Source organism: Nonomuraea sp. NPDC050404 (assembly GCF_040655495.1).
In the GTDB taxonomy this organism is placed as follows: domain Bacteria; phylum Actinomycetota; class Actinomycetes; order Streptosporangiales; family Streptosporangiaceae; genus Nonomuraea.
Genome location: NZ_JBFAKB010000007.1, coordinates 373,287 through 395,808 on the forward strand (window position 1 = coordinate 373,287; position 22,522 = coordinate 395,808).

General features: G+C 71.5%; 24 protein-coding genes. 20 read left to right on the forward strand and 4 right to left on the reverse strand.

Features of this window, described 5'->3' with window-relative positions:
• Positions 1-8 precede the first annotated feature (8 nt).
• The 3 genes from AB0I81_RS21900 (at position 9) to AB0I81_RS21910 (ending at position 3,537) form a co-directional block, all read left to right on the forward strand.
• Positions 9-926 (forward strand): beta-propeller fold lactonase family protein, encoded by a 918-nt coding sequence (locus AB0I81_RS21900; protein WP_360659302.1) that lies wholly within the window; start codon positions 9-11, stop codon positions 924-926.
• A gap of 52 nt (positions 927-978) precedes the next feature.
• On the forward strand, positions 979-2,328 hold the full coding sequence (locus AB0I81_RS21905; RefSeq protein ID WP_360659304.1) for a N,N-dimethylformamidase beta subunit family domain-containing protein: 1,350 nt from the start codon (positions 979-981) through the stop codon (positions 2,326-2,328).
• A gap of 183 nt (positions 2,329-2,511) precedes the next feature.
• A complete protein-coding gene (locus AB0I81_RS21910) occupies positions 2,512-3,537 on the forward strand; it encodes a 6-phosphofructokinase (protein WP_360659798.1) in 1,026 nt (341 codons plus the stop codon).
• A gap of 147 nt (positions 3,538-3,684) precedes the next feature.
• On the opposite strand, the gene AB0I81_RS21915 is transcribed toward AB0I81_RS21910, so the two are convergent.
• Together AB0I81_RS21915 and AB0I81_RS21920 are read right to left on the reverse strand one after the other, a co-directional pair.
• Positions 3,685-4,443 carry an MHYT domain-containing protein gene (locus AB0I81_RS21915; protein WP_360659306.1) on the reverse strand — a complete coding sequence of 253 codons (759 nt, stop codon included), beginning with the start codon at positions 4,441-4,443 and terminating at the stop codon, positions 3,685-3,687.
• Between the two features lie 118 nt (positions 4,444-4,561).
• Complete coding sequence (locus AB0I81_RS21920) at positions 4,562-5,416, reverse strand: MHYT domain-containing protein (protein WP_360659308.1); 855 nt, start codon at positions 5,414-5,416, stop codon at positions 4,562-4,564.
• Between the two features lie 112 nt (positions 5,417-5,528).
• Between AB0I81_RS21920 and AB0I81_RS21925 the strand changes: the two genes are divergently transcribed.
• The 3 genes from AB0I81_RS21925 to thiI all read left to right on the forward strand — a co-directional run bounded on the left by AB0I81_RS21925 (position 5,529) and on the right by thiI (position 8,649).
• Positions 5,529-6,629, forward strand: coding sequence for a DUF5931 domain-containing protein (locus AB0I81_RS21925; protein ID WP_360659310.1), 1,101 nt, complete (start codon positions 5,529-5,531; stop codon positions 6,627-6,629).
• A gap of 106 nt (positions 6,630-6,735) precedes the next feature.
• Positions 6,736-7,377, forward strand: coding sequence for a response regulator transcription factor (locus AB0I81_RS21930; protein WP_360659312.1), 642 nt, complete (start codon positions 6,736-6,738; stop codon positions 7,375-7,377).
• A gap of 75 nt (positions 7,378-7,452) precedes the next feature.
• Positions 7,453-8,649: a tRNA uracil 4-sulfurtransferase ThiI gene (gene thiI, locus AB0I81_RS21935; RefSeq protein ID WP_360659314.1), complete on the forward strand. Its 1,197-nt coding sequence runs from the start codon at positions 7,453-7,455 to the stop codon at positions 8,647-8,649.
• A 42-nt stretch (positions 8,650-8,691) separates the two neighbouring features.
• On the opposite strand, the gene AB0I81_RS21940 is transcribed toward thiI, so the two are convergent.
• Positions 8,692-8,979 (reverse strand): YiaA/YiaB family inner membrane protein, encoded by a 288-nt coding sequence (locus AB0I81_RS21940; protein ID WP_360659316.1) that lies wholly within the window; start codon positions 8,977-8,979, stop codon positions 8,692-8,694.
• A gap of 183 nt (positions 8,980-9,162) precedes the next feature.
• Here AB0I81_RS21940 and AB0I81_RS21945 point away from each other — a divergent pair, with 183 nt between their 5' ends.
• From AB0I81_RS21945 to AB0I81_RS21965, 5 genes are all read left to right on the forward strand, one after another.
• On the forward strand, positions 9,163-9,759 hold the full coding sequence (locus tag AB0I81_RS21945; protein WP_360659317.1) for a molybdopterin-dependent oxidoreductase: 597 nt from the start codon (positions 9,163-9,165) through the stop codon (positions 9,757-9,759).
• A gap of 53 nt (positions 9,760-9,812) precedes the next feature.
• Positions 9,813-10,970 (forward strand): histidine kinase, encoded by a 1,158-nt coding sequence (locus AB0I81_RS21950; RefSeq protein WP_360659319.1) that lies wholly within the window; start codon positions 9,813-9,815, stop codon positions 10,968-10,970.
• Between the two features lie 66 nt (positions 10,971-11,036).
• Positions 11,037-11,777 (forward strand): LytTR family DNA-binding domain-containing protein, encoded by a 741-nt coding sequence (locus AB0I81_RS21955; RefSeq protein ID WP_360659321.1) that lies wholly within the window; start codon positions 11,037-11,039, stop codon positions 11,775-11,777.
• 196 nt (positions 11,778-11,973) lie between these two features.
• Positions 11,974-12,174, forward strand: a complete 201-nt coding sequence (locus tag AB0I81_RS21960) for a hypothetical protein (RefSeq protein ID WP_360659322.1) — start codon at positions 11,974-11,976, stop codon at positions 12,172-12,174.
• Entirely contained in the window at positions 12,171-13,655 is a 1,485-nt protein-coding gene (locus AB0I81_RS21965; RefSeq protein WP_360659324.1) for a cation acetate symporter, read from the forward strand. Before AB0I81_RS21960 ends, AB0I81_RS21965 begins: the two co-directional genes overlap by 4 nt.
• 428 nt (positions 13,656-14,083) lie before the next feature.
• Here AB0I81_RS21965 and AB0I81_RS21970 read toward each other — a convergent pair whose 3' ends face one another.
• Positions 14,084-14,923: a deoxyribonuclease IV gene (locus AB0I81_RS21970; RefSeq protein ID WP_360659326.1), complete on the reverse strand. Its 840-nt coding sequence runs from the start codon at positions 14,921-14,923 to the stop codon at positions 14,084-14,086.
• Between the two features lie 159 nt (positions 14,924-15,082).
• Between AB0I81_RS21970 and AB0I81_RS21975 the strand changes: the two genes are divergently transcribed.
• From AB0I81_RS21975 to AB0I81_RS22015, 9 genes are all read left to right on the forward strand, one after another.
• On the forward strand, positions 15,083-16,027 hold the full coding sequence (locus AB0I81_RS21975; protein WP_360659328.1) for an NADP-dependent oxidoreductase: 945 nt from the start codon (positions 15,083-15,085) through the stop codon (positions 16,025-16,027).
• Between the two features lie 257 nt (positions 16,028-16,284).
• On the forward strand, positions 16,285-16,791 hold the full coding sequence (gene uraD / locus AB0I81_RS21980; protein WP_360659330.1) for a 2-oxo-4-hydroxy-4-carboxy-5-ureidoimidazoline decarboxylase: 507 nt from the start codon (positions 16,285-16,287) through the stop codon (positions 16,789-16,791).
• Entirely contained in the window at positions 16,788-17,087 is a 300-nt protein-coding gene (uraH, locus tag AB0I81_RS21985) for a hydroxyisourate hydrolase (RefSeq protein ID WP_360659332.1), read from the forward strand. Before uraD ends, uraH begins: the two co-directional genes overlap by 4 nt.
• Positions 17,088-17,951 (forward strand): factor-independent urate hydroxylase, encoded by an 864-nt coding sequence (pucL, locus tag AB0I81_RS21990; protein ID WP_360659334.1) that lies wholly within the window; start codon positions 17,088-17,090, stop codon positions 17,949-17,951.
• A 5-nt stretch (positions 17,952-17,956) separates the two neighbouring features.
• Entirely contained in the window at positions 17,957-18,817 is an 861-nt protein-coding gene (locus AB0I81_RS21995) for an FAD binding domain-containing protein (RefSeq protein WP_360659336.1), read from the forward strand.
• Positions 18,817-19,287: a (2Fe-2S)-binding protein gene (locus tag AB0I81_RS22000; protein WP_360659338.1), complete on the forward strand. Its 471-nt coding sequence runs from the start codon at positions 18,817-18,819 to the stop codon at positions 19,285-19,287. Before AB0I81_RS21995 ends, AB0I81_RS22000 begins: the two co-directional genes overlap by 1 nt.
• Positions 19,288-19,327: 40 nt before the next feature.
• On the forward strand, positions 19,328-20,710 hold the full coding sequence (locus AB0I81_RS22005; RefSeq protein WP_360659800.1) for an 8-oxoguanine deaminase: 1,383 nt from the start codon (positions 19,328-19,330) through the stop codon (positions 20,708-20,710).
• 38 nt (positions 20,711-20,748) lie between these two features.
• Positions 20,749-20,961 carry an EF-hand domain-containing protein gene (locus AB0I81_RS22010; protein ID WP_360659340.1) on the forward strand — a complete coding sequence of 71 codons (213 nt, stop codon included), beginning with the start codon at positions 20,749-20,751 and terminating at the stop codon, positions 20,959-20,961.
• A 228-nt stretch (positions 20,962-21,189) separates the two neighbouring features.
• Entirely contained in the window at positions 21,190-22,500 is a 1,311-nt protein-coding gene (locus tag AB0I81_RS22015) for a nucleobase:cation symporter-2 family protein (protein WP_360659341.1), read from the forward strand.
• The last annotated feature ends 22 nt before the right edge of the window (positions 22,501-22,522 follow it).

Here is a 22,522-nt window from a genome sequence, read left to right on the forward strand (position 1 = left end):
TCCTCGCTGTGAAGCACGTGCGCATAGGCGGATACGGCCCCGGCATCATCACGGAAGGGGCCACGATAGAGGATGGCCTGACCAGGGTGGCGGCCCCCTCGTTCCTGGCCGCCCACCCCACACTCCCGGTGCTGTACGCCGCCGGCGAACTCGAACGCGGCTGGCTCACCGCGTTCCAGGTGCGGCAGGAGGACCTCAGCCCCCTCGACGAGCGGCCGAGTGAGGGCGACAGCCCGTGTCACGTCGCCGTGTCCCCCGACGGCGGCCTGCTCGCGGCGGCCAACTACGGCGACGGCACCGCGACCCTCTACCGGCTCGACGAGCGGGGCGCCTTCGCCGGCGAGCCGATCGTGCTGCGCAACGAGGGCTCCGGCCCGGACCCCGAGCGCCAGGAGGGCCCGCACGCCCACCAGTGCGTCTTCCACGACGGCCTGCTGCACGTCTCCGACCTCGGCACCGACGAGATCCGCCGCTACCACCACGACGGCACCCGGCTGGAGTCCATCCCGATGAGCCCCGGCACGGGCCCGCGCCACTTCGCCTTCTCGGACGGGCGCCTGTACGTGGCGGGCGAACTCGACGGCACCGTCACCCTCATCGACGGCGATCGCCGCACGGTCGCCCCGGCCAGCCGCCGCGAGGGCAAGAACGCACCCTCCCACCTTCAAATCGACGGCGAGTTCGTCTACGTGGCCAACCGCGGCCCCGACACCGTCTCGGTGCTGCGCGCCGCCGACCTGTCCCCGGTGGCCGAGGTGCCGTCGGGCGGCCAGTGGCCCAGGCACTTCGCCATCGACGGCGCCGACCTGTACGTGGCCAACCAGAACTCCGGCGCCGTCACCCGCTTCACCCTGCGCGACGGCGTCCCCGAGCCGACCGGCGAGGCGTACGCGGTGGAGAGCCCGGCCTGCGTGCTGATCTTGTAAGGAGTCGGTCAAGTCGGGGCCCGCCGCGGCGGCGGGTCATGACCATGGGCACGTGCGCAAGATCCTGCTCGCCCTCGTCCTGCTGCTGGTCTCTGGCTGCGGCGAGCCGTCCCGCCCGTCCCCGCCCGCTCCGCGGCCGCCCGCCGCCCCGGCCGCCCCCGCCCCCGCCGCCGCCGCCGACGTGCAGGAGTCGTGGCGGATCACCCGTCACGGGGCCGAGCACGAGATCGAGGGCTACGCCGACCAGGTGAGCGTCCTGCCGGGCGAGCGGTTCAGGCTGCACGTCTCCACCACCGCGCCGCGCTTCACCGCCCGCGCCTTTCGCATGGGCGCGAACCCGGCCGGGGTATGGGAGTCCGAGCGGGTCCGAGGGGTACGGCAGGCGCAGCCGAAGGTGGTGGGCGGCACGGTGACCGCCGCCCACTGGCGCCCGTCGCTGACCGTGGACACCCGGGGCTGGCCGGAGGGCGCCTACCTCGTCAGGCTCGACGCCTCCACCGGCGCCCAGCGCTATGTCCCGATCACCGTGCGCTCGGCCTCCGTCGCCGGCCGCGTGGTGATCGTGAACGCGGTCACCACCTGGCAGGCGTACAACCTGTGGGGCGGCCACAGCCTCTACACCGGCCCCGGCGGGTACGGCCACCGCTCGCGGGCCGTCACCTTCGACCGCCCCTACGACGGCACCGGCGCCCGCCTCTTCCTGGACTTCGAGAAGGAGGCCCTGGCCCTGGCCGAGCAGAGCGGCGTGCCGCTGGCCTACCTGACCAACCTCGACCTGCGGCCCGGCGCCCTGGACGGCGCCCGCGCGGTGGTGTCGCTGGGCCACGACGAGTACTGGTCGCCCGGCATGCGCCGGGCCGTCACCGCCGCCAGGGACCACGGCGCGAACCTGGCCTTCCTCGGCGCCAACGCCGTCTACTGGCGCATCGCCATGCGAGGCAGGACCGTCGTGTGCGACAAGGAGCGCGTCTGCGACCTGTGGCGCGAGTCGCAGCCGGAGAGCGCGCTGGTGGGGCAGATGTACGACTGCTTCCCCGCCGAGGGCGTCTACCGGGTGCGGCGGCCCGGCCACTGGATCTTCGCCGGGACGAAGGGGCGGCGCTTCCCCGGGCTCCTCGGCGTGGAGACCGACCGCGTCTCGCGCGGCTCGCCGGGCAACGTGAAGGTGCTGGCCGAGTCGCCGTTCTCGTGCGGCGGAAGGGCGAGCGTCACGCACAGCACGTACTACACCGCGCCGAGCGGCGCCGGGGTGTTCGCCTCGGGGACCATGCGCTGGGTGTGCGGGCTGCGCGGCAGGAACTGCGGCCACGGCGTCACCGACTCCGCCGCCGCCTTCACCCGCCGCGCCACGCTCAACGTCCTCACCCGCTTCGCCAAGGGCCCGGCGGGCCGCACGCCCTGACAAGGCATGGCGATCAGGTACGAGTCCTCTGACCCCGGGGCCAGGTTCCCCGCCGCGAAAAGTCTGGAGCCGCAGGTTTAGTTTCCAAGCCTGGCGTTTGGTCTAGACCACTGCGTGTGATGCCGGGCACAATGCGAGTCTGACAAGGACTGGTTCGTGACCCCCTATCGGGAGGAACCCGCCATGCGTATTGGAGTGCTCACCGGAGGCGGCGACTGCCCCGGGCTCAACGCCGTGATCAGGGCAGTGGTGCGTAAGGGGGTGAGCGTCTACGGTCATGAGTTCGTCGGCTTCCGTGACGGCTGGCGCGGCCCCCTCGAAGGCGACACGATGCCGCTCGACATCCAGGCCGTGCGTGGCATCCTGCCGCGTGGCGGAACCATTCTCGGATCCTCCCGCACCAACCCGATGAAGATCGAGGGCGGGGTTGACCGGATCAAGGAGAACCTGGCCTCGACCGGTGTGGACGCGCTCATCGCCATCGGCGGTGAGGACACCCTGGGCGTGGCCAAGCAGCTCTACGACCGCGAGGTCAACGTCGTGGGCGTGCCCAAGACCATCGACAACGACCTGTCGGGCACCGACTACACCTTCGGCTTCGACACCGCCGTCAACATCGCCTGCGAGGCCATCGACCGGCTGCACACCACCGCCGAGTCCCACCACCGTGCCCTCATCTGCGAGGTCATGGGCCGGCACGCGGGCTGGATCGCGCTGCACGCGGGCATGGCGGGCGGCGCCAACGTCATCCTCATCCCGGAGAAGCCCTTCGACATCGACCGGGTCTGCGAGTACGTCGAGTCCCGCTTCCGCACCCGCTACTCGCCGATCATCGTGGTCGCCGAGGGCGCGCACCCGATCGAGGGGCAGATAGAGCTGCAGACCGGGACGCTCGACGCGTTCGGCCACGTACGGCTGGGCGGCATCGGCGAGGTCCTGGCCAAGGAGATCGAGAAGCGCACCGGCAAGGAGGCCCGCACCACGGTGCTCGGCCACATCCAGCGCGGCGGCACCCCGACGGCCTACGACCGGGTGCTGGCCACCAGGTTCGGGCTGCAGGCCATCGACGCCGTCCACGAGGGCGACTACGGCAAGATGGTCGCCCTGCGCGGCACCGACATCGTCCGCGTCGGCCTGGACGAGGCCACGGCCGAGCTGAAGACGGTGCCGGTCGCGCGCTACGCCGAGGCGGAGGTCTTCTTCGGGTAGCGGTTGTCCGGCTGAAAGCGCGTTGCAAGCGGGCGGCCGTACCTTCGAGTCAGCGGGGTTACCGCTACAACCCCCTCGAGGTACGGCTTGCGCCGCAGGAAGTCGGCGGCCCACCAATTGCGTCGCAAGCCGTACCTGGCAAATAGCTCAACCGCGGGGCGTGCCGAAGAGATCGACCTCCGGCGCGCCCTCGTCGCGTCCGCGCAGCCGCTGCCTGAACTCGGCCTCGCTGCGCAACTCCTTCTCCGAGGGCGACAGGATGACGGTGAGCAGCAGCCCCACCGTGATCACGCTGATGCCGACGATGAGCGGCATCAGGAAGTCGACCGCCTTGGCGCCGTGCACCGGCAACATCTCGGAGTGTGTCGAGACCGACAGCGAGTACATCCCCGTGTAGTGCATCCCCGAGACCGCGACCCCCATGACCAGCGCCGCCCCGCCGATCCTGAGCGCCCCGCTGACCCGCAGCGTGAACCAGAGCGCCACCGTGGCCGCCGCGATCGCGATCAGCACCGACAGCGCGACGACCAGCGGGTCGTAGGAGACATGACCGGACATGTTCATCGCGGCCATGCCCATGTAGTGCATGGCCGCCACGCCGCAGCCGGTCAGCACGCCGCCGCCGAGCAGGTAGATCAACCGTTGCCCGCCGTGGGCGGCCAGGAACAGGCCCATCCCCACGACGACGACCGCGATGAGCGCCGACGCGACGGTCAGCGGAACGTCGTAGTAGATCACCGAGCCCTGCACGGAGAAGCCGAGCATGGCGATGAAGTGCATCGTCCAGATGCCGGTGCCGCCGATCGCGAAGGCCGCGCCGACGAGCCAGTACTTGCCCTCACGGCCGCCGATGAGCCTCGCTCGGGAGGTCAGCAGCAGGCCGAGCATGGATCCCACGCTTGACATGACATACGCGAGTACGGGCGTTAAAAGCCCATAGGAAAAATGATCGATCGGCGACATACCCCACCCATCCCTTACGCACCGATAAGGGAGTATGAGCAGGGAGTCGTAGCGCGCGCAACTACCTTCGGCGAGCTCGCATGGGCTGGGCGCGCGGCATCGGGGCGGGGTAGCTGAGTTGCTCCTGGTTGTGGGCGGTGCGGCGGCGAAGTTCCAGCTTGGCCACGAGTTCGGCGTCCTCGTGCAGTTCCTCCTCCGAGGGGGACAGGATCACCATGAGGAGCATGGTCAGCGTGATCAGACTGATCACGGTCATGAGCGGGACGAGGAAGTCGAGCGCGTCGGCGCCGCCGATGATGCCGGGGTCGGTGTCCACGGTCACGTGCATGGCGTACATGCCGGTGTAGTGCATGCCGGACACCGCCACGCCCATGACGAGGGCGGCGCCGGTGATCCAGACGGTCTTCTTGACCCGCAGGGTGAACCAGAGCGCGACCGTCGCGGCCACCACGGCGATGCCGACGGAGGCGGCCACGATGACGCGGTCGTAGGAGACGTGGGCGGACATGTTCATCGCGTACATGCCGAGGTAGTGCATGGAGGCCACGCCGAGCCCGGTGAGCAGGCCGCCGCCGAGCAGGGCCAGGATGCGACCGCCGCCGTAGGAGACCAGGAACAGGCCGCAGCCGACGACCACGATGGCGACCACGGCGGAGGCGACGGTGAGCCAGACGTCGTACTTGATCTGGGTGCCGTCCACCTCGAAGCCCATCATGGCGACGAAGTGCATGACCCAGATGCCGGTCCCGCCGATAGAGATGGCCGCCCCCAGCAGCCAGCGCACGCGGGCGCCGCCGCGGGAGGCGTGCGCCTGCGCGGTGAGGCGTAGTCCGAGCATCGATCCGATGCAGGACATCACGTAGGCGAGCAACGGCGTGATCAGTCCGTAGGTGAAATGATTCACAGCGGAGGTCATCTATCGGTTCCTTGCATTAGGGATCCCCGGATTGTGCCATCCCGGATGTCCCTTTCGCATGGATACTCGAACTATCTGTCAATTTTCCTGTCGGAAAACATGAGAAGGTCTCATGGCTATTGAGGGACCGTTCTGGCGGGCCATCGCGGTCTTCCGCGTCGCCTCGCTGGTGTACGCGACCGTCCTGATGGCGCAGTACCGCGGCTACGAGCAGCCGATGCTGGGCTGGCTCGTGATCGGGGTCATGGCGTTGTGGACGGCCGGGGCGACGTTCGCCTACTCCGTCCGGGCGCTGCGCCGCTGGCCGCTGCCGGCCATCGACCTGCTGACGGCCCTGGCGTGCCTGCTGGCCAGCCCGTACGTGCAGGGCGCGGGCCAGGGCGCGGCCGGCACCCTGCCCGTGCCCGCGACCTGGGTGGCCGCCCCCGTGCTCGCCTGGGCCGTGTACGGCGGCAGGCGCGCGGGCACGGCGGCCGGGATCGTCGTCGCGGCGGGGGACCTGTGGTTGCGTATCCGCGAGCCCGACGTGCCCATCATGATCAACGGCGCGGTGCTGCTGGTCATGGCGGGGGTGGTGGTCGGGCACGTGGCCCGGCTGGCCAAGCAGGCCGAGGCACGCATGCAGCGGGCCTTCGAGATGGAGGCCGCCCAGCGCGAACGCGAGCGCCTGGCCCGCGACATCCACGACGGCGTGCTGCAGGTGCTGGCACTCGTGCAGCGGCGCGGCCGGCGGCTCGGCGGTGAGGCGGCCGAGCTGGGACGCCTGGCGGGCGAGCAGGAGGCCGCGCTGCGCGAACTGGTCTCCGGCACCGCTCCGCAGCCCGAGGGGGCGACGGACCTGCGCACGCTGCTGACGCGGCACGGCTCGCCCGACGTGACGATCTCGACCCCCGCCACGCCCCTGGTCCTGCCCACCGAGACGGCCAGGTCCCTGGCGGCGGCCGTCGGCGCGGCCCTGGACAACGTGCGCGCCCACTGCGGGCCCGGGGCCAGGGCCTGGGTGCTGGCGGAGTCCGGCGACGGCACGGTGACCGTCAGCGTCAGGGACGACGGGCCCGGCATCCCCGACGGGAGGCTGGAGGAGGCAGCAGGGGACGGGCGCATGGGGGTGGCGCGGTCGATCCGGGGGCGGGTGGCCGAACTGGGCGGAGAGGTGTCGATTGTCAGCGTGCACGGCCAGGGGACCGAAATAGAGATCACTCTGCCGGCATAGGGGATCGGCATTCGCGATCACCCTGCCGCATGGCCCGCGTGAGCGGGGTCCGAAATAGCCTGGTCTGCCGGAAGGCGTTTCCGGGTTGCGCGGTTAAGGTTGCGGCATGGTTCGGGTCATGGTGGTGGACGACCATCCCATGTGGCGGGACGGCGTCGCCAGGGATCTCGCCGAGGCCGGTTACGAGGTGGTCGCCGTCGTGGGCGAGGGGCGGCAGGCCGTACGGGTGGCCGGGGCGGTGCGGCCCGAGGTCGTGGTGCTGGACCTGCGGCTGCCCGACATGCCGGGCTCCGAGGTGGCCGCGCGGCTGGCGCAGGCCGAGCCGCCCCCCAGGGTGCTGGTGTTGTCGGCCAGCGCCGAGCAAAACGACGTGCTTGCCGCGGTCAAGGCAGGAGCCTGCGGATACCTGGTCAAGTCGGCCAGCCGCGAGGAGTTCCTCGACGCGGTCCGGCGCACCGCGGACGGCGACGCCGTGTTCACCCCGGGCCTGGCGGGGCTGGTGCTGGGCGAGTACCGCCGCCTGGCCGCCGCCCCCGAGCCCGCCGAGGGGCCCCGGCTGACGGAACGGGAGACGGAGGTGCTCAGGCTGGTCGCCAAGGGCCTGTCCTACAGGCAGATCGCCGAGCGGCTCGTGTTGTCCCACCGCACCGTGCAGAACCATGTGCAGAACACGCTCGGCAAGCTCCACCTGCACAACCGGGTGGAGCTGGTGCGATATGCGATCGAGCGGGGGCTCGACGCGGACTAAACTCAAGGGGTCGCGACGTTGCGTTCAAGACCGCATCAACGCCGCGCTTTCCTCATCTTCCCCGGAGGTTCCACCATGACGATGTCCGCCCTGGGCGAGCCGTGCGTACTGCTCAAGCTGGGCGAGATCGTCCTCAAGGGCAAGAACCGCGAGCTGTTCGAACGCCGCCTGATCAGCAACATCCGCGAAGCGCTCAAGGATGTCGGCGTCCAGGTCGACGTGCGCAAGCGGCACGGCGTCATCGCGATCTTCCTGCCCCAGGGCGCCGCCGCCGAGCAGGCGCAGGCCGTGGCAGAGCGGGTCGCCGACGTGCCCGGGCTGGTCTGGGTCCACCAGGCCTGGCGGGTCGCCAAGGACCCCGACACCGTGCTGAAGGCCGGTCTGGTGCTGGTCGGCGAGAGTGAGGAGGCCAAGCGGGGCGCCCGCTTCGCGGTCCGCTCCCGCCGCCGCGACAAGCGCTTCCCGCTGCGCTCCAACGAGCTCGACCGGCTCGTGGGCGGCGCGATCAACGACGAGTACGGCCTGCCGGTCGATCTGAAGAACCCCGAGCTGACGGTGTTCATCGAGGTCGACAGGGACGAGGTGTTCGTCTTCACCGGCGGCATCCCCGGCCAGGGCGGCCTGCCCGTCGGCAGCAGCGGCCGGGCCCTGGTGCTCATGTCGGGCGGCATCGACTCGCCGGTGGCGGCCTACCGGATGATGCGGCGCGGCCTGCACGTCGACTTCCTGCACTTCTCCGGCATCCCGTTCACCACCTCGGAGTCGATCTACAAGGCGTACGCGCTGGTCAGGAAGCTCGACCGGTTCCAGGGCAGGTCACGCCTGTGGGTGGTGCCGTTCGGCAAGGCACAGCAGTCGATCCGCAACTCCGGCCAGGACCGGCTGGCCGTGATCGCGCAGCGGCGCCTCATGCTCAAGACGGCCGAGGAGGTCGCCCATCGCATCCGCGCCGCCGCGCTCATCACCGGTGACGCGCTCGGCCAGGTCTCCTCGCAGACACTGGCCAACATCACCGCCCAGGACAACGCGGTCGAACTGCCGATCCTGCGGCCCCTGGTGGGCTGGGACAAGACCGAGATCATGGCCGAGGCCCGCCGCCTGGGCACCCTGGAGATCTCCGAGCTGCCCGACGAGGACTGCTGCTCGCTGCTGGCCCCCAAGCGCGCGGAGACCCGGGCCAAGATCGAGGACCTGAAGCAGATCGAGCGGCGGCTCGACGCCGAGGAGTTGTGCGTGCAACTGGCCGACTCCATCCAGGAGTACACGCTCTGAAGGCGGCCCCGCCCGCCCCCGGGTGGGCGGGGTGCCGGGAGGTCAGGCGTCGACCTTGAACGGGTCGTGCTGGGTGAGCAGCTTGTCGAGTCTGGCCTGGTCGACGCGGGTGCTGACCTCCGACAGTTCCTGCCGGTCGCGGATGACCTTGCTCAGGGTGACCGTGGAGGTGACCACGTACAGCAGGCCGAGCCCGAGGAAGGCCCTGATCCAGCCCTCGGTGGGCAGGTAGAACAGGGCGATCACCACGGAGCTGAGCGAGATGGCGAACGACAGGATCGCCTGGACGTAGAACGCGGTGGTCGTGGTGGGTTGGATGGGCTTTGTCATGCGGCCATCGTGCTGCCGGAGCGGCGTCCGGCACATGAGGTCGCGTACTCAAGTTACCGATGAGTACAACCCACGGGTAGCTCATGCGCGATCACCGTCCGCTCGCTCTCGCACCCGCCCGCGAGGCACTGGCGGCCCGATGGCAGGATGGCCCAAGACGCGAGACAGGGGAGGAGAGTGATCGTGGAGGAGTCGCGCCTGCCTCCAGGCCAGTACGTCCCGCGCGGCCGACCCGTGATCCACTACGGCAGAGTGCCCGCGTTCAAGCCGGAAGGCTGGGACTTCCGCGTGTTCGGGGCCACGGCCTCGGGTGAGGAGCACCGCTTCGACTGGGGCGAGTTCGAGGAGCTGCCCCGCGCCACGCGCATCGCCGACTTCCACTGCGTCACCAAGTTCTCGCTCATGGCCAACGAGTGGCGCGGCGTCACCCCCGCCACGATCATGGAGGCCGCCCCGCCCGACCCCGGCGTGCACCACGTGATGATCTGGGCCGAATACGGCTACAGCGCCAATCTCCGGATGGCGGACTTCGCCGCCGCCGACACCCTGTTCGCCATGGAGCTGGACGAGAAGCCGCTCAGCCCGGAACGCGGCTTCCCGCTGCGGATCGTGGTGCCCCACCTGTACGCGTGGAAGAGCGTCAAGTGGGTGCGCGGCATCGAATACCTCCTGGAGGACCGCCGGGGTTTCTGGGAGGAGCGCGGCTACCACAACCTGGCCGACCCCTGGCGCGAGCAGCGCTACTCCTACCAGGAGGAACCCGGAGAGGGGCCACCCTAGAATCACTCCGGGTTTTCACCCGGACACGCTCCGTTTTGGTTACGGTTTCAATCATGCTGACCACCGTGTGTGTGGTGCTGTGCTCCGTGACCTTCCTGCTCGGCTTCGGCCTGGCCCGCCCCCCTTGGCGGCGCCGGGCGCTGCCGGAGGTGCGCAGGACGGACGATGCCACATTCGCCACACTGCACATCGCCTCGATGGCCGCCCCGGCCCTGCGCGCGGGGCTCGACCGCGACTCCGCCCGCAAGGCCGTACGGTACCTGCGCATCCTGCTCGGCACCTCCGCGGTCGCGATCACCTCGACGGACGCCGCGCTGGCCTGGGACGGGTCCTGCACCGACGACGTGCTCACCTACGCCCGCGCCACGCTGGCCGCGGGGCGGACGCAGGTGTTCCCCGGCGAGCCCGGCGGGCCCCGGCAGGGGGCGGTGGTGGTGCCGCTCGTCGTGGACGGCACGGTGGTGGGCGCCCTGGCGGCCTTCGACGACCAGGTGAGCGCGGCCCTGGTGCGTACCGTCACCGAGGTCGGCCGCTGGGTCTCCGGACAACTCGAACTCGCCGAGCTCGACGCCTCCAGGCGGCGGGCGCTGGAGGCCGAGATGCGCGCCCTGCGCGCGCAGATCTCGCCGCACTTCGTCTACAACGCGCTGACCACGATCGCCTCCTTCGTCCGCACCAACCCCAAGCGCGCCCGCGAACTGCTGCTCGACTTCGCCGACTTCTCCCGGTACGCGCTGCGCAGGGCGCACGACTTCACCACCCTGGCCGACGAGCTGACCTGCGTCGACCGGTACCTGCTGCTGGAACGTGCCCGCTTCGGCGACAAGCTGCGCTTCAGCATGCAGGTGGCCCCGGAGGTGCTGCCGGTGCCGGTGCCGTTCCTGTGCCTGCAGCCGCTGGTCGAGAATGCCATCAAGCACGGCATGCGCGGGCGCGGCGGCCCCGGCGAGGTGCGGGTGGTGGTGCGCGACGCGGGCCCCGAGGCGCACATCACGGTCGAGGACGACGGCGCCGGGATGGACCCCGAGTGCGCGCGCCGCCTGCTGGACGAGGACCCGGCGCGCGAGGGCAGCGGCATCGGGCTGGCGAACGTGGACCTGCGCATGCGCCAGATCTACGGCGACGGGTACGGGCTCGTCGTGGAGACGGCGCTCGGCGCGGGCACGAAGGTGCGGCTGCGCGTACCCAAGTCCTCCATTAGCTCATTGTAGTCAAATCCTTACGCTATGCTGGCGTGTCCCTTGTGACCTCTGCTTTCATACGGCAGCGTGATGGACATGCTGAGAGTTCTGGCCGTCGACGACGAAGTGCCCGCTCTGGAGGAGCTGGCCTATCTGCTGCGCCAGGACGACCGAATCGAACACGTCATGACCGCGGCGGACGGAGTCACGGCGCTGCAGGACATGGTCCAGATGATCGGCGGCGGCGAGCGGCTCGACGGTGTGTTTCTCGACATCCGGATGCCCGGCCTCGACGGCCTCGACCTCGCCAGGCTCGTCGGCGGCTTTCCCAGCCCGCCCAGGCTGGTGTTCGTCACGGCGCACGAGGAGTGCGCGGTGCAGGCGTTCGAGCTGGAGGCGGTCGACTACCTGCTCAAGCCCGTCAGGGCCGAGCGCCTGTCCGAGGCGGTGCGCAGGCTGGAGGCGGCCACCAACCCCGTCGCGGAGCCCGGCCAGGACGACGTGATCCCGGTCGAGCTGGGCGGGCGCACCCGGTTCGTGCCGCAGCAGGCCGTGTGGTTCGCCGAGGCCAAGGGCGACTACGTGCGCCTGCACACCGTGGACGGCAGCTACCTCGTGCGCATGTCGCTGGCCGCGCTGGAGCGGCGCTGGTCGGACGCCGGGTTCCTGCGCATCCACCGCAGCACGCTGGTCTCGGCGCGGCACGTCAGCGAGCTGAGCTTCGAGGGCGGGCGGGTGACGCTCACCGTCGGCACCGAGACGCTCCAGGTCAGCAGGCGGCACAGCCGGCAGGTGCGCGAACAACTCGTCCGCCAGCACAGAGGCGTGCTCTCATGACAGCCTGCTCCAGGCGTGCTCTCGTGGCGGTCCGCCGTTGCGGCGGCGTGCTCTCCGCGGTCGGGAGTGCGGGGCGTCGAGATCGTGCGGGCGGGGGTGGGGTCCGGTGAGTGGGGGGCGGCGAGTCGTCGTGCCGCGACGGCCCGCCGCGCTCGGCCGGGGTCGGCCGTCCGGCCGTCCGGGTCGCCTGCCCGACATGCCCGCCATCGCGGGCCTGCAGTTACGGCGGGCGCTGCGTACCGTGGCCGCCGTCGCCGGGCTGCTGATGGGCGTTCCCGTGCTGGCCGTGTGGGTGCCCGACCCCTGGGCCTGGCTGGCGTTGTCGCTGGCCGTGCAGGGGGCGTGGGTGTGCCTGGCCGTGCTGCAGCTCAGGGGCGCGGAGCGGCTGGAGAGATGAGCGTCGCGGTGCTGACCGGGATCGCCTTCGTGCTGGTTCTGGGCGTCATGGTCGGCGCCGCCAGGCCACGCCGCTCCAGCGGCGACTTCTACGTGGCGGCCAGGGCGGTTCCCCCTTGGTGGAACGGCGCCGCCATCACCTCCGAGTTCACCTCGGCCGCCGCCTGCCTGGGCACGGCCGGGCTCATCGCCACGCGCGGCTCGCCGATGTTGTGGTATCCGGCGGGGGCCGCGGCCGGGTTCGTGCTCATCCTGGCGCTGGTGGTCGCGCCGCTGCGGCGCTCGGGGACGTACACGCTGCCGGACTTCGCGCAGTGGCGGCTGCGCTCGGTGAAGCTGCGGCGCTTCACCACCTGCTTCGTGCTGGTCATCGGGCTGGCGTTCCTGGTCGCCCAGCTGCACGCCGCCGGGGTGGTGGTACGGCTGCTGACCGGGCTGCCGCCGTGGCTGGGCTGGGCGGCCGTCGCGGTGGCGGCGCTGGGCGTCTCGCTCGCCGGCGGCCTGGGGAGCGTGACGAGCGTGCAGGCCTCGCAGTTCTGGCTGAAACTGGCCGTGTTCGTCGGGGTCGGCGTGGCGTGCTGGCTGACGGTCGGCGTGCGGCCCGTCGAGCGGCTGCGGGTGGCCTACGGAGCCGTGAGCACCGGGCTGGCGGGGGTGGGCGACCCGTCGCTGCCCGGGGTGCTGGCCGTGCTGGTGGCGTGCGCGCTGGGCACGATGGGGCTGCCGCACGTGATCGTGCGGGTCTACACCAACAGGGACGGCCGCGGCGCCCGGCGCTCGATCGTGGCCACGCAGTTCATGCTCGCCGCCTTCTGCGTCGTGCCGCCCCTGTACGGGCTCCTGGGCCACATGCACGTACGGGACGCCGCGGCGGACGAGATCGTGCTCATGCTGCCCGCCAGGATGCTTCCTGGGGCCCTTGGAGAGGTGCTCACGGGCCTGCTGGCGGCGGGGGCGTTCGCGGCGTTCCTGGCCACCACCGGGGGCGTGCTGGTGGCCGTCGGGGGTGCGGTGTCGGCGTGCGTGTCGGGGCCGGGCGTGCGCTCGTTCCGCGTGGCCGTGCTTCTGGTCCTGCTGGCCGCGCTCGCCCTGACGGCGGCCACGGCGCCCGGGGTCTCCGTGGCACTCGTGCTGCTGGGCTTCAGCCTGTCGGCCGCCACGTTCTGCCCGATGCTGGTGCTGGGGATCTGGTGGCGGCGGCTGACGGACGTGGGCGTGGCGGCCGGGTTCGCGCTCGGAGGGGGCGTGACGGCCGCGCTTGTGGGTTGCGAGCAGGCGGGCGTGAACATGGGCGCGCTGACTTCCTGCCCCGCACCGGTCGCGGTGCCGGTCTCCTTCGCCGCGATGGTGGTGACTTCCCTGGTCACACCGGGTCGATTGCCTCGGGGGGTGGGCCGGATGCTGATCAGAATGCATGTGCCCGAGCACCTTGCGGGCCCCCCACCGTGCCGTTCGTCGCCTCACGACGACCGCTCGTCGTAACGCCACTCTCCGTATAGCGATGACTACAGACCGTTCAACGAGCTGTCCGTAACCAGGGTTACGTCCGCAAGATCGTGACCGTAGTGTTTCGCATCGGAAGCCATCCCGGCGCATCGGGAGGGACGGGCCGCGAGGCTCGGGAAACAAAGGTCCGGTGCGCGGGGTTCACCGGCGACGCGCAGGTCGCCGCGGCTTGTCGGGCCCTTGACCGGGGGGTAGGGCCCGCCATGCCGATCGTGAGGGGGCGTCCGCGCGGGCCGTCGAACCGGGGCCCCGCGATCCGGCCCGCGGGGGCGGTCGGATCGCGAAGCGGGCGCCCCTATCACGGTTACCACTCCGGTGGGCGTTCTAATTCGGGACGGCCCTGGTGGGCGTTTCGTCCCGGGCCAGCTCCGATGGACTGATGAGCCGATGAACTGACGAATCTGTCAGCCGTCGCGGAGCTTCTTGAGCAGGGCGATGTCCTCGGCGTGCCCGGGGGCCTTGCCCGGTGTCTCGATGCAGATCGGCACCCCGGCCACCGCCGGATGCCGCATCAGGTCGGCGAACGGCTGGGCGCCGATGTGACCGGCCCCGATGTTCTCGTGGCGGTCCTTCTTCGAGCCGCACACGTCCTTGGAGTCGTTGGCGTGGATCAGCTTGAGCCGCCCGGGCGCGATCGCGTGCAGCGCGTCGAAGGTCTCCTTCACCCCGCCCTCGGCGGCGAGGTCGTGACCGGCCGCGTAGGCGTGGCAGGTGTCGAAGCAGACCCCGGCCCGCGGGTGCCAGTCGAGCGCGGCCAGGTAGGGCTCCAGATCCTGGACGGTGGCGCACAACATGGCGCCCTGGCCCGCCATCGGTTCGAGCAGCAGGTCGGGCCCGCCCTCGGGAATCTCCTCCAGCAGCGGCAGCAGATTGTCGTGCAGTTGCCGCAGTGCGTCGTCGCGCGACTGCGTCACCGCCGAGCCGGTGTGCACCACGACGCCCTTGGCCGCGGTGTCCACCCCGCGCCGCAGCGTGTGCCGCACGATCGCGATGGAGTTGGCCAGCGTCTCCGGGCTGGGAGAGCCGAAGTTGACGAGATAGGGCACGTGGATGAACGTCTCCACGCCCGACTCCGCCAGCTTGGCGTCCTCCTCCGGCTTGCCCTCGGTGAGCGCCCACCCGCGCGGGTTGGTGACGAACACCTGGATCATCTCGGCGCCGATCTCGGCCATGTACTTCAGGCCGCCCGTCGCCAGGCCGCCGGCGACGGACACGTGCCCGCCGATCAGGGATTTCGAGGTCATGATGGCTCTCAGTCTAGGTGCGCCGAGTGACACTTCCGCCGCCCGCCGGGGCGCGTACACAAAGCTTGCTCCAAGAGCGGGGCCCGGTCACATTCGGCGCGCCCGCGCCGGGGAAGGCCCTACCGCGTCCGCAGCCGCCAGGCCGAACGAGGAGAGCCCATGCGCGCCGTCGCCATTTCCGCCTTCGGGGCGGAGCCCCTGCTCATCGAGGCGCCGCAGCCGGAGCCGCGGCCGGGCGAACTGCTCGTACGGCTGCGCGCGGCCGGCTACAACCCGGTCGACAGCAAGATCGCCGGCGGGGCGATGAAGAGCCGGATGTCGCCCAGCTTCCCGTTCATCATGGGACAGGACGGGGCCGGGGTCGTGACGGCGGTGGGGGCCGAGGTGAGCGGCTTCCGGCCCGGCGAGGAGGTCTACGGCCGCTTCACCGACCCGGCGCGCGGCCTGGGCAGCTATGCCGAGTACGGCGTGGTGGCCCAGGACGGTCCCGTGGCCCGCATGCCCGCGGGCATGATCCCCGAGCAGGCCGCCGCCGTGCCCACCGCCTCCGGCACGGCCCGGGACGTGATCGCGGCGGCCGGCCTGGACGAGGGGCAGACGGTGCTGATCGTCGGCGCGACGGGCGGCGTGGGCCAGTCGGCGATCCAGCTCGCCGCCCTGTGCGGGGCCCGCGTGATCGCCACCGCCGGGCCGGCCGACGAGGAGTTCGTACGCGGGCTGGGCGCCGCCGAGACCGTCAACCACCGGGGCGGGCCGATCGCCGAGCAGGTGCTTGCCGTGCATCCCGACGGCATCGACGCGGTGCTGGAGCTGGTCTCGCCGCCCGAGGCCATCGCGCCCCTGGAGAAGCTGCTGCGCCCCGGCGGCGTGATCTGCAGCACCGTGCACGCCCTGGACCCCGGCGCGCTGGCCGCCAGGGAACTGCGCGGCGTGAACGTGATCAACCAGGCCAGCGGCGAGAAGCTGTCGGACCTGGCCGACCTGATCGACGCCGGGAAGCTGCGGGTACGGGTGGAGGCCCAGGTGCCGCTGGAGCGCGCGCCCGCCACGCTGGCCGGGATCGCCGACCGGCACGCCAGAGGCAAGACGGTCTTCACCCTCTGAGCCGGGAGCGGGCGGCGTTCTGAGTCGGCGCGAGCGGGTCGGAGCGGGTGGCGTTCTGAGTCGGCGCGAGCGGGTTGGGGTGGGCGGTGTTCTGAGTCGGCACGGGCGGGTTGGGGTGGGCGGTGTTCTGAGTCGGTACGGGCGGGTCGGAGTGGGGCGGCGTTGGAGCATGTCACGAAAAGGGCCGGGCATCGGGGGCACGAGTTGGGAGTTCTCGCGGATGGACCGGGCACGAGGCGTTTGTGTGTACTTCTGACATGCCCGACACGCTCACCGGATTCAACGCCCGGCCCCCGGCCGAGGCGCGGGCCGCGCTGCTCGCCTGCTGCGCCTCTCCCGCCTTCGCCGGCAAGGTGGCCGCGCTGCGCCCGTACGACGACCTCGACCGGCTGCTGGACACCGCCGGCGCGGCCGTGCGGGAGCTGGACTGGGAGGAGGTCCTGGAGGCGCTGCGGGCGCATCCCAGGATCGGCGAGCGGGCCGGCGGGAGCGACAGGGAGGCGTCGTGGTCCCGGCAGGAGCAGTCGGGCGTGACGGACGAACTGCGCGCCGCGCTCGCCGAGGGAAACCGCGCCTATGAGGAGCGGTTCGGGCACGTCTACCTCATCTGCGCCACCGGCCTGTCCGGCGAGCGCATGCTGGCCAGGCTCAGGGAGCGGCTGGGCAACGACGAGCGGCGGGAGCGCGAGGTCGTACGCGCCGAGCTGGCCGCCATCGCCCGGCTGCGGCTGACGAAGCTGCTGAAGGAGGAGGAGGGCGCGTGAGCCTGTCCACCCACGTCCTGGACGCGGTCACCGGCCGCCCGGCCGCCGGCCTCCTCGTACGCCTGGAGCACGGCGGCCGGGTGGTCGCCGAGGGCCGCACCGACGACGACGGCCGCATCAAGGGCTGGCAGTGCGGCGCGGGCGTGCACCGGATCGTCTTCGACACCGGGTCCTACCTGGAGGAGACCTTCTACCCGGAGGTCGTCGTCACCTTCACCGTGACCGACCCCGCACGGCACCACCACGTGCCGCTGCTGCTCAGCCCGTACGCCTACTCCACCTACCGAGGGAGCTAGATGACCGTCAGGCTCGGCGCCAACCGCTACGGCAAGGCGGAGACCAGGCTCGTCCACGTGGCCAAGGACGGCCGGGAACACCACGTCAAGGACGTCAACGTCAGCATCTCCCTGTCGGGTGACATGGAGGCCGTCCACCTGACCGGCGACAACGCCGCCGTCCTGCCGACCGACTCGCAGAAGAACACCGTCTACGCCTTCGCCAGACGGCACGGCGTCGGCCAGATCGAGGAGTTCGCCCTCCGGCTGGCCGGGCACTTCGTACAGTCGCAGCCCTCCATCCACCACGCCAGGGTGGAGATCGAGGAGTACGGCTGGCACCGCGCCGGCCCGCATTCCTTCGTCCGCGAGGGCGGCGAGGTGCGCACGTGCCTGGTCCACCACGACAGGGACGGCCGCAGCACCGTCGTGTCCGGGCTGAGGGACCTGGTGGTGCTGAACTCGACGGGCTCGGAGTTCCACGGCTACATCGTGGACGACTACACCACCCTGCCGCCCACCTCGGACCGCATCCTGGCCACCGCCGTCACCGCCCGCTGGCGGCACGCCGCCGCCGGCGCCTCCTCCTACGCCAAGTCGTACGAGGAGGTCAGGCGGTGCCTGCTGGAGGCGTTCGCCGGCACCCACAGCCTCTCGTTGCAGCAGACCCTGTACGCCATGGCCGAGCGCGCCCTCACCACCTGCCCCGAGATCTGCGAGGTCAGGCTGACCATGCCGAACAAGCACCACTTCTGCGTGGACCTGTCCCCGTTCGGCCTGGACAACGACAACGTGGTCTTCCACGCCGCCGACCGCCCTTACGGCCTCATCGAGGGCGGCGTGTCGCGGGACGACGCGCCCGACGCCGGATTCGCCTGGGAGTAGGGGAAATGGACTTCTTGCGCCCCACGACGTGGGAGGAGGCGCTGGCCGCCAAGGCGGACCAGCCCGAGGCGGTGCCGATCCAGGGCGGCACCGACGTGATGGTGGAGCTCAACTTCGACGTGCGCAGGCCGCCGGCGCTGCTCGACCTGGGCCGGGTGGCCGAGTTGCGGGAGTGGTCCGAGGAGGGCGGGCACTGCCGGCTGGGCGCGGGGGTGCCGTACACGGCGGTCATCGAACGGCTCGGCGGGCCGCTGCCGGGGCTCGCGCAGGCCGCCCGCACGGTCGGCTCGCCGCAGATCCGCAACAGGGGGACCGTCGGCGGGAACCTGGGCGCGGCCTCGCCGGCGGGCGACAGTCATCCGCCGCTGCTGGCGGCGGGCGCGGTGGTGGAGGTGGAGTCGCGTGACCGGGGCGTCCGGATGATCCCGGCCGCCGAGTTCTACCTCGGGGTCAAGCGCAGCGCCCTGGAGCCGGACGAACTGATCAGGGCCGTGCACGTGCCGGCCGCCACCGGGCCCCAGTACTTCTCCAAGGTCGGCACCCGCAACGCGATGGTGATCGCGGTGTGCTCGTTCGCGGTCGCGCTGCACCCCCGCGAGCGGCGGGTCGGCACCGGCCTTGGTTCGGCCGCGCCCACCCCGCGCCGCGCGCCGGAGGCCGAGGAACTGCTGGCCGCCGAGCTCGACTGGACGGCGCCGCTCGACCCGGCGCTGCTGGCCCGCTTCGGCGAGTTGTGCGCCCGCGCCGCCGCGCCGATCGACGACGTGCGCGGCACCGCCGCCTACCGCGTGCACGCCATCGGCGTGATGGCCCGCCGCACGCTGTCCTGGGCCTGGAACGACCACCTGGAAAAGAGGGCCGCCTGATGCGCGTCACCTTCACCGTCAACGGCCGCGAGGAGAGCGCGCAGGACGTCTGGGAGGGCGAGAGCCTCCTGTACGTGCTGCGCGAGCGCCTGGGCCTGCCCGGCTCCAAGAACGCCTGCGAGCAGGGGGAGTGCGGCTCGTGCACGGTCTACCTGGACGGCGTGCCGGTCTGCGCCTGCCTGGTGGCCGCCGGGCAGGCGGAGGGGCGGCAGGTGCGTACCGTCGAGGGGCTGGCCGAGGAGGACCGGCTCGATCCCGTGCAGGAGGCGTTCGTGGAGTGCGGGGCCGTGCAGTGCGGCTTCTGCACGCCCGGCCTGCTGGTGCAGGCGCACGACCTGCTGGAACGCGTGCCACGGCCGTCGGACGCGGAGATCAGGGAGGCGCTGGCCGGAAACCTGTGCCGGTGCACGGGCTACGAGAAGATCCTCGACGCGGTACGACTGGCAGCGGTCAGGAAGGCGGGCGGATGAGCGCGCGGCGATGGAGCGTGGCGGCCTGGAGGGCGGGCGGATGAGCACGCTGATCGAGAACGTATACCTCGCGCCCGTCGTCGGCCCCGAGATCGAATCCGGATATATCAGGATCGAGGGGGACCGGATCGCCGAGCTGGGCGCCGGTCCCGCGCCGGACGCCCCCGGCGCCACCCGGACCGACGGCGGCGGCTGCCTGGCCACCCCCGGGCTGGTCAACACCCACCACCACCTCTACCAGTGGGCCTCCCAGGGCCTGGCCCAGGACGCCACCCTGTTCGAGTGGCTGGTGGCGCTGTACGAGGTGTGGGCCGCCATGGACGCCGAGGTGGTCAAGGGCGCGGCCACGGCCGGGCTGGGCTGGCTGGCGCTGTCGGGCTGCACCACCTCCAGCGACCACCACTACCTCTTCCCCAAGGGCAGGGGCGACCTGCTGGCCGCCGAGATCGAGGCCGCCCGCGAGGTCGGCCTGCGCTTCCACCCGGCACGCGGCTCCATGGACCTGGGCAAGTCGAAGGGCGGGCTGCCGCCGGACGTCGTGGTCGAGGAGCTGGACGACATCCTGGCCGCCACCGCCGAGGCCGTGGACGCCTACCACGACCCGTCGTTCTCCTCCATGTTGCGGGTGGCGGTCGCGCCCTGCTCGCCGTTCTCGGCCAGCGCCGAGCTGATGACCGAGTCGGCCGCGCTGGCCAGGGCCAAGGGCGTACGGCTGCACACGCACATCGCCGAGACCCTCGACGAGGACGAGCACTGCCGCGAGCGGTTCGGGCTGCGTCCCGTCGACTACATGGAGAAGCTGGGCTGGCTGGGCCCGGACGTGTGGTTCGCGCACGCCGTACACCTGAGCGACGCCGACATCGGCAAGCTGGCCGCCACGGGCACCGGCTCGGCGCACTGCCCCTCCTCCAACGGGCGGCTCGGGGCGGGCATCGCGCGCGTGTCGGAGATGTTGCGGCGCGGCGCGAACGTGGGGCTCGGCGTGGACGGCGCCGCCTCCTCCGAGCTGACCCCCATGGCCGGCGAGTTGCGGCAGGCCCTGCTGTTCCAGCGGGCCAGGTACGGCCCCGACGCGCTGTCCGCCAGGCGGGCACTGGAGCTGGCCACGCTGGGCGGCGCCCGCAACCTCGGCCGCGAGGCCGAGCTGGGCTCGCTCGAACCGGGCAAGCTGGCCGACCTCGTCCTGTGGCCGGTACGCGGGCCGTTCACCGCAGCCGTCGCCGACCCGGTCTGCGCGCTCGTCTTCGGCCCCGCGCCGCCGCCCACCCTCGTGCTGGTCGGCGGCCGTGCCGTGGTGAGCGACGGCGAGTTGCGGACCATCTCCCAGGACGAGGCGGGCAACGCGGGTGTCGCGGCGCACCGGCGGCTGACGCGGCTGGCGCGGGAGCGCGGGGTCGCCGTGGATGGTGGATCGGCACATTAGGGTGTGAACGTCGTTAAATCAGGAGGAAAGGCGGTCCCGTGTCGGAGGAACTCCCAGACCAGCGGCTGACGCGGCTCAAGAGCACGTTCGCCGAGATCGACACCGACGGCGACGGCTACATCAGCGAGGTCGAGCTGAAGCGGCACTTCCCCGACCTGCCGGCGGAGGCGCTCGGGGCGATGAGCCAGGAGGCCGACTCCGACCAGGACGGGCGCTACTCCCTGGAGGAGTTCATCCGCACGGTGCCGTAGCCCGGCCCACGCTGCCGTGGCCCGGCCTGCGCTGCCGTGACCCCGACCCGCCGCCCGGAAATCAGCCGATAAGTCCGCACAAATGCGGACTTATCGGCTGTGAGCCTCCTTGGAGGATCACACACCTGGCGGCGGGCGCGGAGGGCGGCGGTTGATGCGCTCGTGCATAGGTTCGCGGCGGGATCGCGAGTTCACTTGAGGTCACCCCCCTGAACCTGGAGTGAGCACATGAAGAGTGAGGTGCATCCGGTCGACGCGCGCCTGCCCGCCGCGCAACTCGGCACACTCGGGCTGCAACACGTGCTGGCGATGTACGCGGGCGCCGTCGCGGTGCCGCTCATCGTGGGCGGCGCGCTCAACCTGTCCGCCGCCCAACTCGCGTACCTGATCAACGCCGACCTGCTGATCAGCGGCATCGCCACCCTCATCCAGTGCGTCGGCGTGTGGCGGTTCGGGGTGCGGCTGCCGATCATGCAGGGCTGCACCTTCGCCGCCGTCACCCCGATGGTGCTGATCGGCACCACCCAGGGCGGCCTGCCGGCCATCTACGGGGCCGTCATCGTCTCGGGACTGGTCGTCGTGGCCGTCGCACCGTACTTCGCCAAGATCGTCAGGTTCTTCCCGCCGCTGGTCACCGGCACCATCATCACGATCATCGGGATCTCGCTGCTGCCCGTGGCCGCCCGCTGGGCCGCCGGGGGCGCGGGCAGCCCGGCCTACGGCGAGCCGCGCAACATCGCCATGGCCGCCGCCGTGCTGCTGTTCATCCTCATCGTCTACCGGCTGTCCAAGGGGTTTCTGGGCCGGATCGCGGTGCTGGCGGGCATCGTCGCGGGCACGCTGGCCGCGATCCCGCTCGGGTTCACCGACTTCTCGGCCGTGGGCTCGGCGGACCTGTTCGGGATCAGCACGCCGTTCGCGTTCGGGCTGCCCACCTTCCACCTCACCGCGATCGTGTCGATGTGCGTGGTCATGCTCGTCTGCATGACCGAGACGACCGGCGACTTCGTGGCGGTGGCCGAGATGACCGGCTCGGAGCTGCCGCCGCGGCGGCTGGCCGACGGGCTGCGCGCCGACGGGTTCTCCACCGCGCTCGGCGGCGTGTTCAACACCTTCCCCTACACCGCCTTCGCCCAGAACGTCGGCCTGGTCGGGCTGACCGGCGTACGCAGCCGGTGGGTCGTGGCGACCGCGGGCGGCATCCTCGTGGTGCTCGGCCTCATCCCCATGCTCGGCGCGGTGATCGCGGCCATCCCGCAGCCGGTGCTCGGCGGCGCGGGCATCGCGATGTTCGGCACCGTGGCCGCCTCCGGTATCCGCACGCTGGCGAAGGTGAGCTACGAGGGCAACCACAACCTGGTCATCGTGGCCGTCTCCATCGGGGTGGCCGCCATCCCGGTGGGCGCGCCGGACTTCTACGACAAGTTCCCCGACTGGGCCCAGACCATCCTGAACAGCGGCATCAGCACCGGCAGCCTGCTCGTGATCGTCCTGAACCTCGTCTTCAACCACCTGCGGCCCGCCCGGCGCGAGAGCTGAGCGGCTCGGGATGTGATGATGA

Coding starts and splice junctions, on each gene's coding strand:
- AB0I81_RS21910 (WP_360659798.1), top strand. CDS start 2,512: ATGCGTATTGGAGTGCTCACCGGAGGCGGCGACTGCCCCGGGCTCAAC.
- AB0I81_RS21915 (WP_360659306.1), bottom strand. CDS start 4,443: ATGTCAAGCGTGGGATCCATGCTCGGCCTGCTGCTGACCTCCCGAGCG.
- AB0I81_RS21920 (WP_360659308.1), bottom strand. CDS start 5,416: ATGACCTCCGCTGTGAATCATTTCACCTACGGACTGATCACGCCGTTG.
- AB0I81_RS21925 (WP_360659310.1), top strand. CDS start 5,529: ATGGCTATTGAGGGACCGTTCTGGCGGGCCATCGCGGTCTTCCGCGTC.
- AB0I81_RS21930 (WP_360659312.1), top strand. CDS start 6,736: ATGGTTCGGGTCATGGTGGTGGACGACCATCCCATGTGGCGGGACGGC.
- thiI (WP_360659314.1), top strand. CDS start 7,453: ATGACGATGTCCGCCCTGGGCGAGCCGTGCGTACTGCTCAAGCTGGGC.
- AB0I81_RS21940 (WP_360659316.1), bottom strand. CDS start 8,979: ATGACAAAGCCCATCCAACCCACCACGACCACCGCGTTCTACGTCCAG.
- AB0I81_RS21950 (WP_360659319.1), top strand. CDS start 9,813: ATGCTGACCACCGTGTGTGTGGTGCTGTGCTCCGTGACCTTCCTGCTC.
- AB0I81_RS21955 (WP_360659321.1), top strand. CDS start 11,037: ATGCTGAGAGTTCTGGCCGTCGACGACGAAGTGCCCGCTCTGGAGGAG.
- AB0I81_RS21960 (WP_360659322.1), top strand. CDS start 11,974: ATGCCCGCCATCGCGGGCCTGCAGTTACGGCGGGCGCTGCGTACCGTG.
- AB0I81_RS21965 (WP_360659324.1), top strand. CDS start 12,171: ATGAGCGTCGCGGTGCTGACCGGGATCGCCTTCGTGCTGGTTCTGGGC.
- AB0I81_RS21970 (WP_360659326.1), bottom strand. CDS start 14,923: ATGACCTCGAAATCCCTGATCGGCGGGCACGTGTCCGTCGCCGGCGGC.
- AB0I81_RS21975 (WP_360659328.1), top strand. CDS start 15,083: ATGCGCGCCGTCGCCATTTCCGCCTTCGGGGCGGAGCCCCTGCTCATC.
- uraD (WP_360659330.1), top strand. CDS start 16,285: ATGCCCGACACGCTCACCGGATTCAACGCCCGGCCCCCGGCCGAGGCG.
- pucL (WP_360659334.1), top strand. CDS start 17,088: ATGACCGTCAGGCTCGGCGCCAACCGCTACGGCAAGGCGGAGACCAGG.
- AB0I81_RS21995 (WP_360659336.1), top strand. CDS start 17,957: ATGGACTTCTTGCGCCCCACGACGTGGGAGGAGGCGCTGGCCGCCAAG.
- AB0I81_RS22000 (WP_360659338.1), top strand. CDS start 18,817: ATGCGCGTCACCTTCACCGTCAACGGCCGCGAGGAGAGCGCGCAGGAC.
- AB0I81_RS22005 (WP_360659800.1), top strand. CDS start 19,328: ATGAGCACGCTGATCGAGAACGTATACCTCGCGCCCGTCGTCGGCCCC.
- AB0I81_RS22015 (WP_360659341.1), top strand. CDS start 21,190: ATGAAGAGTGAGGTGCATCCGGTCGACGCGCGCCTGCCCGCCGCGCAA.